The sequence below is a fragment of the Bacteroides sp. 214 genome (assembly GCF_010501015.1).
Lineage (GTDB): Bacteria > Bacteroidota > Bacteroidia > Bacteroidales > Bacteroidaceae > Bacteroides.
Window position 1 is genome coordinate 77,994 of sequence record NZ_QVML01000001.1, and the last position, 15,844, is coordinate 93,837.

Here is a 15,844-nt window from a genome sequence, read left to right on the forward strand (position 1 = left end):
GCTTGTTGTGTTAGCTATGGGCTGTTTGGTTGGTCTCAAAGCAATAACCGTAACCCAAGCGGGTAACAATACATTTGCCGTATTTATCTATTTTCTTACGTAGGCGGGTAATGTTTACGTCGATTGTGCGGTCGAGTACATATACTTCATCACTCCAAACAGACGAGAGTATCTCTTCGCGCGATAATACTCTTTCTTTGTTTTGCAGCAACAATACCAGTATCTCAAATTCTTTTTTGGTAAGCGCAATTGCTTTACCGTCAATGCTCACTCGCTTCTTCTCCGTATCAATAACCAGCGTTTTGTAAACAAGCTCGGTCGATACTACGTCTGCTTTTTTAGGAGTTGAGGTGCGACGAAGAACTGCTTTTATGCGTGCTATAACCTCGCGTAAGGAGAAAGGTTTGGAAATATAATCGTCTGCTCCCAGATTGAAACCGGTAATCGTATCGTTTTCGGTGTCTTTGGCGGTAATAAAGACAATGGGTATCTCTGCTGTTTTCTTCTCCTTCTTCAGCATTCTTGCCATACTGAAACCGGAAATTTCACCCATCATCACATCCAGCAAAATTAGTTTGTAGGTGGTTAAGTCGAGCTTTAATGCTTCTTCGGCCGAGTTTGCCGTATCTACAAAGAAACCTTCAATCTCCAGATTGTATTTAAGGATTTCACATAAATCCTCTTCATCATCTACTATTAGTATGCGGTAGTCATTCATACGTGGAGTGTTTTTTAGTGTTATTACTGTTGCTATTCTATTCGTTTACATCCGTTGATGTGCATAAACTCCTTTATAACTTCGGTATGCTCTCCACGGATTATGATGTGATGATTGCCCAGTGGATTTCTAAAGAAGTAATCCGTAGGACGATCGAGCTTCACGCGTATTTGTGTGCGACACATATTAGCATCGTCGGTATTCTCAATAATAGTGCCGGCAGAGAGGTAATACTCATCCAATGCTTCGCCTCCACAACGTATTACAGTAACTCTTCCGGCAGGGAGTATACCTTGTATGGCAATGCTACTCAATGATTCGAAATGATTGCGGATGATGTAGCTTTCTGTTTGCTTAATGCCTACCGTGCAATGCGCAAAGATTACTTCATTCTTTTCTCTATCTATCGATGACGGATTTGCCATGAATGTCGATTTCCCGGTAAGTGCTTTCATGGAGAGCATGGTAAAGATGGATTGCGCGTCGCCTTCGCAACCAGCCATGATGTCTTCGTCAGTAAGCAAGGAGAGTGCCAAACAGCCGGTGGGGGCGATGTGTTTAAGCATGTCAAAACAGCTCAAGGTGAGCGCATCCAGCTTATTTTCTTCGCACAACAACTTTAACGCGCGGTAAAGGCGCATGGCTTTAAGTAAATCTTCGGGTGTACCTTCTCTGCAAGCAATGGCTCTACCTGCAAACTCCGCGCTTAGTTCGCCTACCTCTTCGTCGTCTATACTGTTGTACTTCGCATATACTTTCTCCAGTGGGATGTCGATGTAGTCAATACCCCAACGGCGCTTTGCCAGAAAATAGTCCACATTACTCGAAATAAGCCATGATGAGGGCGAACCAAACACACCGATGCGACTACCAACCAGTTTCTTTGTTCCTTGTATAGCATCGTAGAGTATCTTCAAGCGGGCAATGATAGCTGATGGTTCGCCATGCAATATCTCACTTTTTATACCACGTCCACGAAGCCACGAAGATATTTCGAGTGAGGCGGCCAGAGAGTTCTGTAAACCGTCTGCCAGCATAATCACTGGTCGTGGAAGCTGTTCAAAGTCTTGTATAACCATTCGCTCCACACCACCGCTGGCAATGAAAAGAATGTTGAATTCATCCGGCGATATATTACGTTGTTCGGTATGCGGAATGATATTTACTTGGAAATGCTGATTGAGTTGGGTTAGGATATTGTCATGAACGTCTTCAAGAGCTGTAGCCTTGTTCATGGATGAGATGAATGTGATAAGGTTGATTGTCATTATGCTCCTAATTATATGTTGTATTAAACAAAAGTATTCTTTTTCTTTTTAATTGCTTGCTTCTTCGGATGAAAAGTTTGTTAAGTTGTGTCCAATATACTAACTTTGCGACCCATCAATATGTATTAAATCAACTTTATGCCTACTATATCGATTCGCGGGAATGAAATGCCTGCATCTCCTATTCGCAAACTGGCTCCTTTGGCGGATGCTGCCAAACAAAGAGGTACACATGTTTTTCATCTGAATATCGGTCAGCCCGATTTGCCCACACCGCAAGTTGCTATTGATGCTATACGCAGTATAGATCGTAGTGTGTTGGAATATAGTCCCAGTGCCGGTTACAAAAGCTATCGCGAAAAGCTAACCGGATATTATGCTAAATACAACATCAACCTCCATGCCGATGATATTATTATTACTACCGGTGGCTCGGAAGCGGTGCTGTTCGCATTCCTCTCTTGTCTTAACCCGGGTGATGAGATAATAGTTCCCGAACCAGCTTATGCCAATTACATGGCATTTGCAATTTCGGCAGGAGCAAAGATACGAACCATTACTACTACTATAGAAGAGGGTTTTTCGTTGCCCAAGGTAGAAAAGTTTGAAGAACTTATAAACGAACGTACCAAAGGCATACTTATTTGCAATCCAAACAACCCAACAGGTTATCTTTATTCGCGTCGCGAAATGAATCAGATACGCGACTTGGTGAAGAAGTACGATCTCTTCCTCTTTTCGGACGAAGTGTATAGGGAATTTATATATACAGGCTCTCCTTATATATCTGCTTGTCATCTGGAGGGAATCGAGGAGAATGTTGTGCTGATAGATTCTGTATCTAAACGTTACTCGGAGTGCGGTATCCGTATCGGGATGTTGATTACTAAGAATAAAGAAGTGCGTAATGCTGTGATGAAGTTCTGTCAGGCACGATTAAGTCCGCCCCTCATAGGACAAATTGCTGCTGAAGCTTCGCTCGATGCTTCTCAAGACTACATGCTCGAAATGTATGATGAATATGTAGAACGTCGCAAATGTTTAATCGACGGATTGAATCGTATCCCGGGTGTTTACTCACCAATTCCTATGGGAGCGTTTTATACGGTTGCTAAATTGCCGGTAGACAATGCGGATGCTTTCTGTGCTTGGTGCTTGTCCGACTTTGAATACGAAGGTCAAACCGTATTTATGGCACCGGCTTCGGGCTTTTATACTACACCGGGATTAGGTCACAACGAAGTGCGTATAGCCTACGTTCTGAAAAAAGAAGATCTTGCCCGTGCGCTTTTTGTACTGGAAAAAGCTTTGGAGGCTTATCCGGGAAGAACTTGCTAAGCCGTTATTGCCGTGCTCGAATTATTCATAGCCAAACGCATGTACCGTGCTAACGACGGAGAGAAGGAAGTCTCTCGTCCGGCAACGCTGATTGCAACAGCAGGTATTGCTATAGGACTGGCTGTGATGATTATTGCGGTAGCGGTAGTTATTGGATTCAAGAAAGAAGTAAAAGATAAGATTGTAGGCTTTGGGTCGGATATTCAAATAGCTAACCTTGATGCGGTGCGCTCCTACGAAACGCTTCCTGTTGCGGTAGACGAAGACTTTATGACTACATTGCTTGCCAAACCGGAAATAACACATGTACAGCGTTACTCTACCAAACCCGGCATTATCAAAACAGACGACGCCTTCCAAGGTATGGTACTGAAGGGGTTGGGAGCAGAGTTCGATCCTTCTTTTTTTACCAAACATCTGCAGGAAGGGGTATTACCAGCCTTTAGTGATACGGTTGCCTCTAATCAGGTGCTAATATCGCGTTCGTTTGCTACCAAACTGAAACTGAAACTCGATGATCGCATCTATACCTACTATTTTCAGGACAACAATGTTCGTGCTCGCCGATTAACTGTTTGTGGCATTTACGAAACAAACTTTTCGGAATATGATAACCTTTTTCTGCTGTCGGATATATATACTGTAAACCGTCTTAATGGTTGGAAAGGAGATCAGGTAAGTGGTCTGGAACTACGCGTTGCCAACTATAATCAATTAGAGGACATCACTTATGCACTGGGCGACGAGCTTAGCGGTAGGAGCGATGAGTTCGGCGAACTTTATTTCGTGCGAAATATTGAACAACTGAATCCTAATATCTTCGGTTGGCTGGCTGTACTCGATTTCAATATTTGGATTATACTCATACTGATGATAGGGGTTGCTGGCTTTACGATGATTTCAGGCTTACTCATTATTATAATAGAGCGTACAAATATGATTGGCACGCTGAAAGCTTTGGGAGCTAACAACTATACCATTCGCAAAATTTTCTTGTGGTTTGCTGTATTCTTAATAGGGAAGGGGATGTTGATAGGCAATGCTATCGGGTTGTTGTTCTATGTGGTGCAATCTCAGTTTGGTTTGTTTAAACTCGATCCTGCTAACTATTACATGGATACCGTCCCTGTTTATCTGAATGTATGGGTATTCCTTTTGTTGAATATCGGAACATTGCTTGTCTCTGTATTGATGTTGCTTGCTCCCTCTTACCTGATAACCCGTATCAATCCGGCTGCTTCTATGCGATATGAGTAGAGTTCTTTCTTAAGAATTCGTTCTTACGGAATGTGCGATACATCCGAAGAAGTAAGGCTTGTATTGGTTGATAAAAATCAGCGTACAGCAAATAAAAGTAATATCGGTTTTTATCTCCCAGCACTTTTGCCGTTTTGTTTATAACGAGCGCTTGCACTACAAAGCGAAGTAACCAGATAGCCGAAACGATTCCTACTGCAATCCAGTTCTGTGCAATGATACTTATGGTTAGTGTAGCTATTGCAAATAAGTGAAGCAATAAGCGCGAAGTCGTTTCAAATCCCAGTACGTATCGTTGGTTTCCTTTGTAATACTCAGATGTGGCGGCGTAGCTAAGTTTTTCTTCGCGCCATTCGCGGTAATACTCTAATGGCTTGATGCGTATCACTGACTCGGGTGATGTCTCTACACGGGTATTATTGCTATTTGCTATTTGATTGATAAACAGGTCGTCGTCTCCTCGTTGTAAGTTGAGGTGTGCCGAGTATCCTTTTTCTTTGAAGAACAACTCTTTACGATATGCCATGTTGCGACCTATACCCATATAAGGCTTCTTAGCTAAAGCAAGTCCAAGGTAACGCATGGAGGTAAAGAGGTTATCGAAAGCAGTACGTTTTTTTAGCCAACCTTTGCCATAATCATAACCACTGTATCCAAGTACAATCTCTGTTTCGGGCGTGAAGTTACGTGCCATAGTACGCAACCAATCTTTGCTTGCAGGGTGGCAGTTGGGCTCTGTAAATACCAACCAATCGTATTTACTAGCCTTTACGCCAAGTGTTAGAGCAAGCTTTTTATGGCTAATGTATCGGGAACTATCCGGTGTAAAGCTATGGTAAAGATGTGGATATTGTTCTTCCATATGGAAAAGGTATTCGTAGCTTTCATCTTTTGCCCCATTGCTGATTACAATCACTTCATAAAGCGGATAATCCTGTTCCAGGATGGAAGGAAGAAAAGCTTGCAAATTAGATAATTCGTTCTTTGCGCAAATAATAACGGATAGAGGTGGGTACTCTTCAGTGAAGGCAATTTTGTTGCTTTTTATAGCTTTTCCTCTCCGCATTATGCGGTTATAAAGTGTAAAGTAAAAAACTATCTGTATGATAAAGAAAAGACCGGTAACGACTAATAAATATATTTCGATCGGTAGGGAAACTAAAATATCCATAGTGTATTGTACTGTTTGGATGCCAAAGATACGAATTATATCATTCAAGAACTTGTATTAAGATATTCTTTCTTAAAAATATTTACGCAAAGTAGAAACATGGAAAGCAGTAACGGACCAAAGATAACCCCCATAAAACCAAATAACGGCAGCCCGATAAAAACACCGAAAATTGTGATAAGGGGATGGATATTCGCCATTTGTTTCTGCATAACGAAACGTATTAAATTATCAACCTGGGTAATGACAAGCATACCATAGGCTGCCAACCCAATGGCGTTGCCCCATTCTTGCTGAATAAGCAGGTATACAGCCAGTGGTATCCAGATGATCGCTGTTCCTACCAAAGGGATAATAGTTGCCACACAGGTTATCAGTCCAAAGAGAAACGCATTGGGAACATCGAAAATGTAGTACCCCAATAACGCGATACATCCTTGTATCACAGCTAGCAATGGTATACCTATGGCATTGGACTTCACGATAATGTTTGTTTCGCTCAGCACTGTTTTCTTGTTTTCGTCAGAGAAGGGGAGTAGCTCGTATATGTATTTCTCCATCGGTTCGCGCCCAACAAGCATAAAATAAAGAATGAACAGCATCACCATTACATTAAGGAAGAAACTACTCACACTATTGAGCAGGTATTGTCCTATTTCGGGCATTACTTTAACAAGCTCGGATAGGTTGTCGGGCTTCAATATATTGTAACCTGTTTTTGCTTTAATGGTGGTAGCGAAGCTTTCTATGGGTTGTATTAATATATTGACGTCGAAATGAAAGGTACTTAATTTGTTGATTAGTATGGTTAAGATAAAAACTGCCGGTAACAAGAAAAACAAAACCACCTCCACAATAAGCAGACAAGCAGCCAATGCTTTTTTAAGTTTCTTCTCTTCGGTTAGTTTTTTCATTTGTCCACGTAGCAGTACGTAGAATGTCATGGCACCAAGTATACCACTAATGAACGGTGTAGCCTTGATAAATATAGCTATGCCTACAATGAGGATAATAACAATTAAGAAGTATTTACGATACTGTTCGACGAAGTTCATGGGTATATGCTGTTTGGCTGTTAATTATGCTTGTATAATCAACAATCGAAGTAAGAAAAAGTTTATTCAATCAATTAGAACACCCAACTCAGCATCAGTTTACCTTCGGAAGTTCTGGAATAAACATCCTCAAAGTATTTATAGTTTGTATCGCGAATGTAGTTGGAAAAAGAAGTGGTGAGGTATAACTTATTCTTTAGTTTAATGTGCAAAGAAATGTTGGTTGCGTGTAGAATAGCTTTCGATACGTCTCCTTGCGCATTCAGATTCTTGGCATCTACATGCTCCCAGTCTATATCTTTAGGATAACCTTTCCATGTGTACATACGATACATTTCGTAGTTGGCGGTAAGTGCCAGGATGTCTTTTTTATAGATAACGTTCACTCCATTCTTGGTAGCGAAGCCGCTTGCCAGGTTATAGTTTCGTTCTTCTACGCGATAATGGTCACTCAATGAAGCACCAATAATCACTCCATTGATGTGATTGAAGGCATCAAGTTCCCAATTTTTGCTTAACTGTAGCTTATAGATTGCCCCGATTCCTACCGAAGCAGGTGTACAGAACTTATAAGGTATTTGTGCCGAAACACTGGAAATGGTATCCGAGTCATAGTAATCGAAGTGCTGAAACATACCAAGGTTGAGGCTACGCTTCTCGGTTTCGACAAGTTCCACACCAAGCAACCGACCCGTAACGTTGAGCTGTCCTAGTATAGGTTGTGAAGAGTGTATGTTCAGACTTGCCCGCACCGAGAAATAATCATAAGGTTGTTTCTTTTCCGCATCAAAACGATCGCCATACTCAATATCTATCTCGGTGGCAATACCGGTTCCTTTGTCGAATATTTCGTCTTTCAATTCCAAAGCACGCACACCGAGCGAAAGCATAACAGTAACATCGGGCACACCAAACTGCTTACCTGTAGTTTGTCTTTTCTTCCATGCATCTCCGGTAAGGATGCGTGTTAGTCCGCGTGTGGGTGAAATAATAAAGGATGCCAATTCTCTGCCGAAGCGCGCCTTTCCTGTTTTGGTGTCATTCAGTATTGCATCACTTACGCGGTAAAACATCTCGCCCAAAGCCATGCCGCCAATAGGTGTGGCAATTATATCATTGGTAGACGGACGCTCATTTTCCATAAACATTTCCCATACAAAACTTCCCCCCAACGAATAGAGCCCCGATTGCCAGAAGTTATACCCGTTTGAACGTGCCGCATTGTAATACAAGCTACCATGATAGGGATGTAGAAACATATTTGTTCCCATCTGGTCATTGTCGAATACAAAACCTTTTTTGAAGTTATGTTTGATGGTTTTCATATTGATGTAGGCGTAATCTGCCTCAAGGCAGTACCTGTCGAATGCCCATACTCCAAGGTTTAGCCCCAAATTAAGAGCTGTTGCACGGAGTGGGTGCTTCTTTTTGTAATAAGCCAAATCAATAGAATCGGGAGCAAGAGGTGGAAGCACAGAATGATGAAATGCTATTTGCGCTTGCGAAAACGTAGCGCAAATAACGAATAAAAAAAATATGAGACGTAGTTCTTTCTTCATAAGCTGTACTGGGTATCTTGCTTTGTTGTGTGTTGTACAAAGAACAAAGAAAATAAAAAAAAGTTTTAGAACCTACTGGTTCACTCTTTATACATCCTCCAAGTATAGTTTGACGAAATAGGTCTTCACATTCACAGAACGCTGTAACCTGATGAAGGTGAACAAGTTACTTGTGAAGACCCCCTCTTTTATCTTTCACAGGGATTTCACAAAAAAAACTCAGTGTTTTTTGATGAGAAAAACACTGAGAAATTGATCAAAAATCAGTCAGAAGTGAATCAAAAATCAGTCGATTTTTTTACTCTTGCAAGTACCATTCAAACAACCGCGCAACTCCTTCTTCTACCTCTACTTTGTGGTGCCATCCCAACCCGTGTAGTTTGCTTGGGTCGGTGAGTTTACGCATGGTACCGTCGGGCTTATCGCTGTTGAATTTAATTTCGCCCGCATACCCCACAGTTTTGGCAATAAGTGAAGAGAGCTCTTTAATGGTAATCTCTTTACCGGTGCCGATGTTGATGTGGCAGTTGCGCACTTCTTTATCTGTTCCTTTAAGGTCGTCAAAGTTTACATGCTCCATAATAAAGGTACAAGCGTCTGCCATTTCTTCACTCCAAAGAAACTCCCGAAGCGGTTTGCCTGTCCCCCAAAGCTCTACGGTGCTACCCGAAATACCATACTTAAGTAAGATGTTTGCAATGCACTTCTCTTCTGCTGTTCCGTCTACTCCTTCTACCGGACGTTTGTTGAGGTCGTTCCTCACGGCTTCCCAGTCATTATTCTTCAGGCAATGCGCTAAATAGACCTTGCGAATCATAGCAGGCAACACATGACTGCGCTCCAAATGAAAATTATCGTTAGGCCCGTAGAGGTTTGTTGGCATCACAGCAATGTAGTTTGTGCCATATTGCAGGTTGAAGCTCTCGCACATCTTTAATCCGGCTATCTTAGCAATAGCATACGGTTCGTTGGTGTACTCCAACGGGGCGGTCAGTAGCTCTGATTCGGCTATTGGTTGGTGTGCGTCGCGCGGATAGATGCAAGTACTACCCAAGAAGAGCAACTTCTTTACATTGTGCCTGAAACTTTCGCCAATTACATTCTGCTGTATTTGCAGATTATTGTAGATGAAGTCTGCGCGGTAGGTGTTATTTGCCATGATACCACCTACATGGGCGGCAGCAAGAAACACGTATTCGGGTTGTTCGGCATCGAAGAAAGCCTTGACTGCTGCACCGTCCAGCAAATCCAACTCTTTGTGTGTCTTCCCAATCAGATTGAGATAGCCTTTGGCTTTCAGATTTTTCCAGATAGCGGAGCCTACCAGCCCTCTGTGCCCCGCTACGAATATCTTCGCATCTTTATTCATTTTCTTCCTGCGATTAGCTTTTTTACCTTCTTGATGTCGTGCTGAACCATGATTTGAACTAATTCGTCGAAGCTTGTTTGCATAGGGTTCCATCCCAGCAAGGTTTTTGCTTTGGTGGGGTCGCCTAGTAGTTGTTCTACTTCGGCTGGACGGAAGTATTTGGGATCTACTTCTACCAGTACCTTTCTGGTGGCAGTGTCAATTCCTTTTTCGTTGATGCCCTCACCTTCCCAGCGTATATTGATTCCTGCTTCGGCAAAAGCTTTGGTACAGAACTCACGCACGGTATGGTATTCTCCGGTGGCAATGACAAAGTCTTCGGGAGTTTCGTGTTGTAACATAAGCCACATGCACTGTACGTAGTCTTTGGCATACCCCCAGTCGCGCAAGGCATCCAAGTTACCAAGATACAGTTTATCCTGATCTCCCAAACTAATGCGTGCCACGGCAAGAGTTATCTTGCGGGTAACGAATGTTTCGCCACGTCGCTCGCTTTCGTGGTTGAAGAGGATGCCATTTACTGCAAACATACCGTAGCTTTCGCGGTAGTTTTTGGTAATCCAGAAACCATATTGTTTGGCTACACCATACGGGGAACGTGGGTAGAATGGGGTTGTTTCACTTTGTGGAACTTCTTGTACCTTGCCGTAAAGCTCAGAGGTAGACGCTTGGTATATTCTCACTTTTTTTTCCATCCCCAAAATACGCACGGCTTCGAGCATACGCAAAGTTCCTACCGCATCTACGTCGGCAGTATATTCGGGAACATCAAAACTTACCTTCACATGACTTTGGGCGGCAAGGTTGTATATCTCATCGGGTTGTACTTCCTGAATAATGCGGATAAGCGAGCTACTGTCTGTAAGGTCTCCGTAATGCAAATTGATGGTACGTTTCTGTTTCATGTCGCGTACCCACTCGTCAAAGTACATGTGTTCTATTCTTCCGGTATTAAACGAGGAAGAGCGGCGAAGAATGCCGTGCACATTGTATCCTTTTTGCAATAATAATTCGGCAAGGAACGATCCGTCCTGACCTGTGATTCCTGAGATAAGAGCTGTTTTCATTCTTTATTTCTTTAGTTAGATTTTTTATTATTGTTTACTATTAGTTAGTTTATCTACAACAAGTGCAATGGAGCCGTCGCCCGTAACATTACAGGCCGTTCCGAAACTATCCATTGCAATATATAATGCAATCATCAGCGCTTGTGCCGATTCATCAAAACCAAGTACCGATTGCAGTACACCAAGTGCTGCCATGATAGCTCCGCCGGGAACACCCGGAGCGGCAACCATCGTAATACCTAGTAAGAAAATAAATCCCGCGAACATCGGGAAATCATACGGCATGCCTTGCATAATCATTAGTGCCAAGGCGCAGGCTACTATCTTTAGTGTGCTACCAGACAAGTGTATCGTAGCGCACAACGGAACAACAAACCCTGCGATGCGAGGTGAAACTCCGGCTTTAATAGCTTGTTCCAGTGTAACCGGTATGGTAGCTGCCGATGATTGTGTGCCGAGTGCCGTAAAGTATGCAGGCAACATCGTAGCCAATAATTTAAACGGATTTCGTTTTACCACCACTCCTGCTATACTGTACTGAAAAATAAGCAGAAAGATGTGCAGCGCAAATATCACCGCGATAATTTGCAGAAAGACCATGAGGATGGAATAAACCTTTCCCGAGTACGTCATCTCCAAAAAGATACCGAATATATATAAAGGTAATATGGGGATGATGGCTTTTTTTATAACTAAGGTTATTATTTCCTGAAAATCCGTAGCTGCATTCTTCAGTGTGTCATTCTTTAAACCTGCTAACCCTAAGCCCAGCATAAAAGAGAGTACCAGTGCTGTCATCACATTCATTAACGGTGGTATGCTGATGCTAAAATAGGGGAGTACAGCGGGTTGTTCGTCTACAAGTTGTAAAGAGGGGTCGGGTGTAATCATGGAAGGGAATAGTGCGGCGCCAGTAAAGTAGGAGAGAAACCCCGAAAAGAGCGTGGCTCCGTAGGCAATTGCCACAGTTATCAGAAGCATTTTGCCTGCCTGATGCCCTATGTCGGCAATAGCAACTGTTACCAATCCAAGAATAATAAGCGGAATAGAAAAACCTAAGAACTCACTAAAGAGCGCATTGAATGTGGTGAACAACCGGATAAGTGTGGAGGGGAAGAAGTTTCCTAACACGATGCCAAGTATAATTGCTATGATAATGCGGGGTAATAAACCCAAATGTAGCTGCCTCATAGTGGAGTTGTTATAGATTTTCAACTGCAAAAGTAGTAATTTATATTTTGAACAAACACAAACTCCTATTGTTATTCTATAAACAATTAGTAACTAACAACTCTAAAGAATAGGAGAACCTGACGTGAAGAATAATGCAAAAACACAGATTGGTGTGATTGGATTGGCGGTAATGGGCGAAAATCTTTCGCTGAACTTAGCCAATAATGGGTGGAATGTTTCTGTTTACAACCGTACAGTGCCCGGCATAGAAGAAGGTGTTGTAGAACGCTTTATCAATGGAAGAGGGCAAGGAAAGCCTATTCAGGGACATACAGAGATAATTGATTTCGTACACTCCATAGCTACACCCCGTAAGATATTAATGATGGTTAGGGCGGGTAGTCCCGTCGATGAACTGTTGGATCAGCTATTTCCATTATTGGAACCGGGTGATATATTAATTGACGGTGGTAATTCCAACTATGAAGACACCAATCGTCGTGTGGCATTGACCGAATCTAAAGGTTTCTTATATATAGGAGCCGGTGTTTCGGGTGGCGAAGAGGGAGCATTGCATGGTGCTTCCATCATGCCAGGTGGTTCGAAAGCCGCATGGGGAGAAGTTAAACCTATCCTGCAAAGCATTGCCGCTAAAGCCGAAGATGGTACGCCGTGTTGCGACTGGATTGGTCCGGCAGGATCAGGGCATTTCGTGAAAATGATTCACAATGGCATTGAGTATGGCGATATGCAAATCATAGCTGAGGCATACTGGACTTTGAAAAACTTGCTCAACATCAGCAATGATGAACTTTCTGATGTTTTTGCTCATTGGAATGAAGGAAAGTTACGTAGTTACCTGATACGAATCACAAGCGATATTCTTCAACACAAAGATCGTAAGGGTGGCTATTTGATAGACAACATTCTGGATGTAGCCGGACAAAAAGGTACCGGCAAATGGGCGGTGTATAATGCAATGGAATTGGGGATGCCCTTAGGCTTGATTGCGACTGCCGTTTTCGAACGCAACTTGTCAGGTAACAAAGAGTTGCGCGGAAAGATGGCGAAACTCTATCAAAGAAAGTCAGACCGCTCTGTCTACAATCGTAAAAACCTACTTGGAAATGTGCACGACGCACTGTATGCTTCCAAAATAATATCTTACGCACAAGGCTTTGCTGTCTTGGCTAAAGCTTCCAAAACATTTGGTTGGGATTTGGACCTGGCTTCCATTGCCCGTATGTGGCGTGCGGGATGTATTATTCGTAGTGCTTTCCTCGATGATATTGCAACGGCTTACGAAGCCGGACACAAACCTGAGCATTTGTTGCTCTCCGCTCATTTTTACAAAGAAATTACATCTGCAGTTCCGGGCTGGGAGCAGTTGGTTGCTATTGCCGTAAAAGAAAAACTTCCTGTTCCGGCATTCTCCTCAGCATTGAATTACTTCTATTCTTTGCGATCGGCAGATTTATCGGCTAATCTGATACAGGCACAGCGCGATTATTTCGGAGCACATCGTTTTGAACGAAAGGATAGAGAACGTGGTAAGTTCTTCCATGAAGACTGGACAGGTTTGGGTGGAAGTGCAGAGTCAAGTGTGTATAACGTATAAAGCTTATGAAAACAAAAGAACAACCTTTCATTATGGTCATATTTGGTGCGTCGGGCGATTTGACCAAGCGTAAGCTAATGCCTGCGTTATATTCTCTATATAAACGGCATAGGCTGACGGAGAACTTTACCATACTTGGTGTGGCACGAACAGCCTATGGCGACGTTCAGTTTCGTTCCTATATTCACAATCAACTGAACAAGTTCCTTGATCCGAAAGAATATCAAGCCGAAGAGGTGGGAGAGTTCTGTAAGCATCTTTATTATGTAGCAATGGATCCTTCCGAAGCGGATGATTACCTGTTACTAGCCAATCGGTTGCAAGAGCTAAGTGGCTCTGCCCAACCGAACAATATATTGTACTACCTCTCTACACCGCCCTCTCTCTATGGTGTTGTGCCGGTGCACCTTAAAGCATATAAGCTGAACAGTAGGGGGAGTCGAATTATCGTAGAGAAACCTTTTGGCTATGATTTGGAGTCGGCATTGAAACTGAATAATATCTACGCCTCGGTATTTGACGAAAAGCAAGTGTATCGTATTGACCACTTCTTAGGAAAGGAGACGGCACAAAACATTCTGGCATTTCGCTTTGCAAACGGCATCTTCGAACCGTTGTGGAATAGGAACTACATCGATTATGTGGAGATTACCGCTACCGAAAATATCGGTATAGAACAACGTGGGGGTTACTACGATGAGTCGGGGGCATTGCGCGATATGGTGCAGAACCACCTGATACAATTGTTAGCGCTAACCGCCATGGAGCCACCGGTAAACTTCAATGCAACTGAGTTTCGCAATGAAGTAATCAAGGTGTACAATTCGTTGGTGCCGCTTACCGAAACCGATTTCAAAGAACATGTCATTCGCGGACAATACACTGCTTCTGATGCCAAGAAAGGGTATCGCGAGGAACAGAATGTAAAACCCGATTCGCGTACAGATACATATATTGCCATGAGGTTGAATATCGGTAATTGGCGTTGGGCGGGCGTACCTTTTTATATTCGTACCGGCAAGCAACTTCCTACCAAGGTTACCGAGATTGTGGTGCACTTTAAGGAGACACCACACCACATGTTTCATCAGGTAGGCGAAGGAAGCGCGCAAAATAACACGCTTATTCTACGTATTCAACCCAACGAAGGTGTGCAACTGCGCGTGGCAATGAAGGTACCCGGTTCGGGCTTTGAAATAAAGCAAACAGCTATGGATTTTACGTACGATAAACTGGGTGGACTACCACCGGGCGACGCTTATGCACGGCTTATTGAAGACTGCATAGCTTCGGATCCTACGCTTTTTACACGCAACGATGCCATAGAAGCTTCGTGGAGATTCTTCGACCCGCTTATTAGCTACTGGAAACAACATCCTGACGCACCGCTTTATGGTTATCCTGCCGGTACATGGGGACCAAAAGAAAGTGAAGCCATGATGAATGAGCATGGTGCTACGTGGACTAACCCTTGCAAAAATTTAACCGATTCTGATCAATATTGCGAACTATGAAGTTAAACGTATTCTCCTCTGCTCCCGAAACGGCCTGTGCATTGATTCGCTATATCATTGCTATATTGAATGCCGAACCGAAGAAAATATTCAGTATCGCCTTTAGTGGCGGCACTACGCCTTCGGTTATGTACGATATCTGGGCGAACGAATACAGGGATGTCACCCCATGGGAACGTATCAGGTTCTTTTGGGTAGACGAACGCTGTGTTCGCCCTAACCATTCTGATAGCAATTTTGGCGTGATGAACTCATTGCTATTGAGCCAGGTACCTGTAATAAACGAACAGATTTATCGCATTCATGGTGAAGCCGACCCTCTGGGAGAAGCTAAACGTTACAGTAAGTTAGTGGGGAAACTTCTTCCTAAGACGAACAATCTTCCAACCTTCGACCTTGTATTGCTGGGGGTGGGCGAGGATGGACATACCTCTTCAATCTTTCCGGGGCAGGAGGCTTTGCTGGTTTCCCCTCATACATACGTAGTAAGTCGTAACCCTTACGATGGACAAAAGCGGGTAGCACTGACGGGGCAACCAATTATCAATGCGAAGCGTACTGTTTTCTTGGTCACCGGCGAGAAAAAGGTTAGTGCTGTAAAGGATATTTGTAATCCTGAAGGAAAATCACCGGCAGCGTATATTGCGCGAAATGCACAGAACGTGGAACTGTTTATGGACTTTCTTCATCAATAAATATTGTAAAGTATATATATATTGATATTTTATATTTAAGTT

13 protein-coding genes are annotated in these 15,844 nt (G+C 43.0%); 5 read left to right on the top strand and 8 right to left on the bottom strand.

Annotated features, from left to right (window positions below; genetic code table 11):
• Nucleotides 1-10: 10 nt before the first annotated feature.
• Both D0T50_RS00330 and D0T50_RS00335 read right to left on the bottom strand, forming a co-directional pair.
• A complete protein-coding gene (locus D0T50_RS00330) occupies nucleotides 11-718 on the bottom strand; it encodes a response regulator transcription factor (RefSeq protein WP_163220822.1) in 708 nt (235 codons plus the stop codon).
• Nucleotides 719-750: 32 nt separating this feature from the next.
• Nucleotides 751-1,986 (bottom strand): fucose isomerase, encoded by a 1,236-nt coding sequence (locus tag D0T50_RS00335; RefSeq protein WP_163220824.1) that lies wholly within the window; start codon nucleotides 1,984-1,986, stop codon nucleotides 751-753.
• 138 nt (nucleotides 1,987-2,124) lie between these two features.
• Between D0T50_RS00335 and D0T50_RS00340 the strand changes: the two genes are divergently transcribed.
• Nucleotides 2,125-3,324 carry a pyridoxal phosphate-dependent aminotransferase gene (locus D0T50_RS00340; protein WP_163220826.1) on the top strand — a complete coding sequence of 400 codons (1,200 nt, stop codon included), beginning with the start codon at nucleotides 2,125-2,127 and terminating at the stop codon, nucleotides 3,322-3,324.
• A gap of 39 nt (nucleotides 3,325-3,363) precedes the next feature.
• Nucleotides 3,364-4,581 carry an FtsX-like permease family protein gene (locus D0T50_RS00345; RefSeq protein WP_163221292.1) on the top strand — a complete coding sequence of 406 codons (1,218 nt, stop codon included), beginning with the start codon at nucleotides 3,364-3,366 and terminating at the stop codon, nucleotides 4,579-4,581.
• Here the strand turns inward: D0T50_RS00345 and D0T50_RS00350 are convergent.
• The 6 genes from D0T50_RS00350 to D0T50_RS00375 all read right to left on the bottom strand — a co-directional run bounded on the left by D0T50_RS00350 (nucleotide 4,565) and on the right by D0T50_RS00375 (nucleotide 11,993).
• Nucleotides 4,565-5,752 carry a glycosyltransferase gene (locus tag D0T50_RS00350; protein ID WP_163220828.1) on the bottom strand — a complete coding sequence of 396 codons (1,188 nt, stop codon included), beginning with the start codon at nucleotides 5,750-5,752 and terminating at the stop codon, nucleotides 4,565-4,567. The genes D0T50_RS00345 and D0T50_RS00350 overlap by 17 nt on opposite strands.
• A gap of 44 nt (nucleotides 5,753-5,796) precedes the next feature.
• Entirely contained in the window at nucleotides 5,797-6,807 is a 1,011-nt protein-coding gene (locus D0T50_RS00355) for an AI-2E family transporter (RefSeq protein ID WP_163220830.1), read from the bottom strand.
• Between the two features lie 74 nt (nucleotides 6,808-6,881).
• On the bottom strand, nucleotides 6,882-8,366 hold the full coding sequence (locus tag D0T50_RS00360) for a DUF3943 domain-containing protein (protein WP_163220832.1): 1,485 nt from the start codon (nucleotides 8,364-8,366) through the stop codon (nucleotides 6,882-6,884).
• Between the two features lie 298 nt (nucleotides 8,367-8,664).
• A complete protein-coding gene (locus tag D0T50_RS00365; RefSeq protein ID WP_163221293.1) occupies nucleotides 8,665-9,735 on the bottom strand; it encodes a GDP-L-fucose synthase in 1,071 nt (356 codons plus the stop codon).
• Complete coding sequence (gene gmd / locus D0T50_RS00370; protein ID WP_163220834.1) at nucleotides 9,732-10,802, bottom strand: GDP-mannose 4,6-dehydratase; 1,071 nt, start codon at nucleotides 10,800-10,802, stop codon at nucleotides 9,732-9,734. The genes D0T50_RS00365 and gmd overlap by 4 nt, the downstream gene beginning before the upstream one ends.
• Before the next feature lie 27 nt (nucleotides 10,803-10,829).
• A complete protein-coding gene (locus tag D0T50_RS00375) occupies nucleotides 10,830-11,993 on the bottom strand; it encodes a dicarboxylate/amino acid:cation symporter (protein WP_163220836.1) in 1,164 nt (387 codons plus the stop codon).
• Between the two features lie 124 nt (nucleotides 11,994-12,117).
• Here D0T50_RS00375 and gnd point away from each other — a divergent pair, with 124 nt between their 5' ends.
• The 3 genes from gnd to pgl are packed head-to-tail and all read left to right on the top strand — an operon-like array spanning nucleotide 12,118 to nucleotide 15,802.
• Complete coding sequence (gnd, locus tag D0T50_RS00380) at nucleotides 12,118-13,593, top strand: decarboxylating NADP(+)-dependent phosphogluconate dehydrogenase (RefSeq protein WP_163220838.1); 1,476 nt, start codon at nucleotides 12,118-12,120, stop codon at nucleotides 13,591-13,593.
• A gap of 5 nt (nucleotides 13,594-13,598) precedes the next feature.
• A complete protein-coding gene (zwf, locus tag D0T50_RS00385) occupies nucleotides 13,599-15,107 on the top strand; it encodes a glucose-6-phosphate dehydrogenase (protein ID WP_163220840.1) in 1,509 nt (502 codons plus the stop codon).
• Nucleotides 15,104-15,802, top strand: a complete 699-nt coding sequence (gene pgl / locus D0T50_RS00390; RefSeq protein ID WP_163220842.1) for a 6-phosphogluconolactonase — start codon at nucleotides 15,104-15,106, stop codon at nucleotides 15,800-15,802. The genes zwf and pgl overlap by 4 nt, the downstream gene beginning before the upstream one ends.
• Nucleotides 15,803-15,844: the final 42 nt, after the last annotated feature.

Excerpts from the sequence above, each read along its gene's own strand:
- D0T50_RS00355 (WP_163220830.1), bottom strand. The coding sequence starts at position 6,807 with ATGAACTTCGTCGAACAGTATCGTAAATACTTCTTAATTGTTATTATC.
- D0T50_RS00340 (WP_163220826.1), top strand. The coding sequence starts at position 2,125 with ATGCCTACTATATCGATTCGCGGGAATGAAATGCCTGCATCTCCTATT.
- D0T50_RS00375 (WP_163220836.1), bottom strand. The coding sequence starts at position 11,993 with ATGAGGCAGCTACATTTGGGTTTATTACCCCGCATTATCATAGCAATT.
- D0T50_RS00335 (WP_163220824.1), bottom strand. The coding sequence starts at position 1,986 with ATGACAATCAACCTTATCACATTCATCTCATCCATGAACAAGGCTACA.
- zwf (WP_163220840.1), top strand. The coding sequence starts at position 13,599 with ATGAAAACAAAAGAACAACCTTTCATTATGGTCATATTTGGTGCGTCG.
- pgl (WP_163220842.1), top strand. The coding sequence starts at position 15,104 with ATGAAGTTAAACGTATTCTCCTCTGCTCCCGAAACGGCCTGTGCATTG.
- D0T50_RS00350 (WP_163220828.1), bottom strand. The coding sequence starts at position 5,752 with ATGGATATTTTAGTTTCCCTACCGATCGAAATATATTTATTAGTCGTT.
- gmd (WP_163220834.1), bottom strand. The coding sequence starts at position 10,802 with ATGAAAACAGCTCTTATCTCAGGAATCACAGGTCAGGACGGATCGTTC.
- D0T50_RS00330 (WP_163220822.1), bottom strand. The coding sequence starts at position 718 with ATGAATGACTACCGCATACTAATAGTAGATGATGAAGAGGATTTATGT.
- D0T50_RS00360 (WP_163220832.1), bottom strand. The coding sequence starts at position 8,366 with ATGAAGAAAGAACTACGTCTCATATTTTTTTTATTCGTTATTTGCGCT.
- D0T50_RS00365 (WP_163221293.1), bottom strand. The coding sequence starts at position 9,735 with ATGAATAAAGATGCGAAGATATTCGTAGCGGGGCACAGAGGGCTGGTA.
- D0T50_RS00345 (WP_163221292.1), top strand. The coding sequence starts at position 3,364 with ATGTACCGTGCTAACGACGGAGAGAAGGAAGTCTCTCGTCCGGCAACG.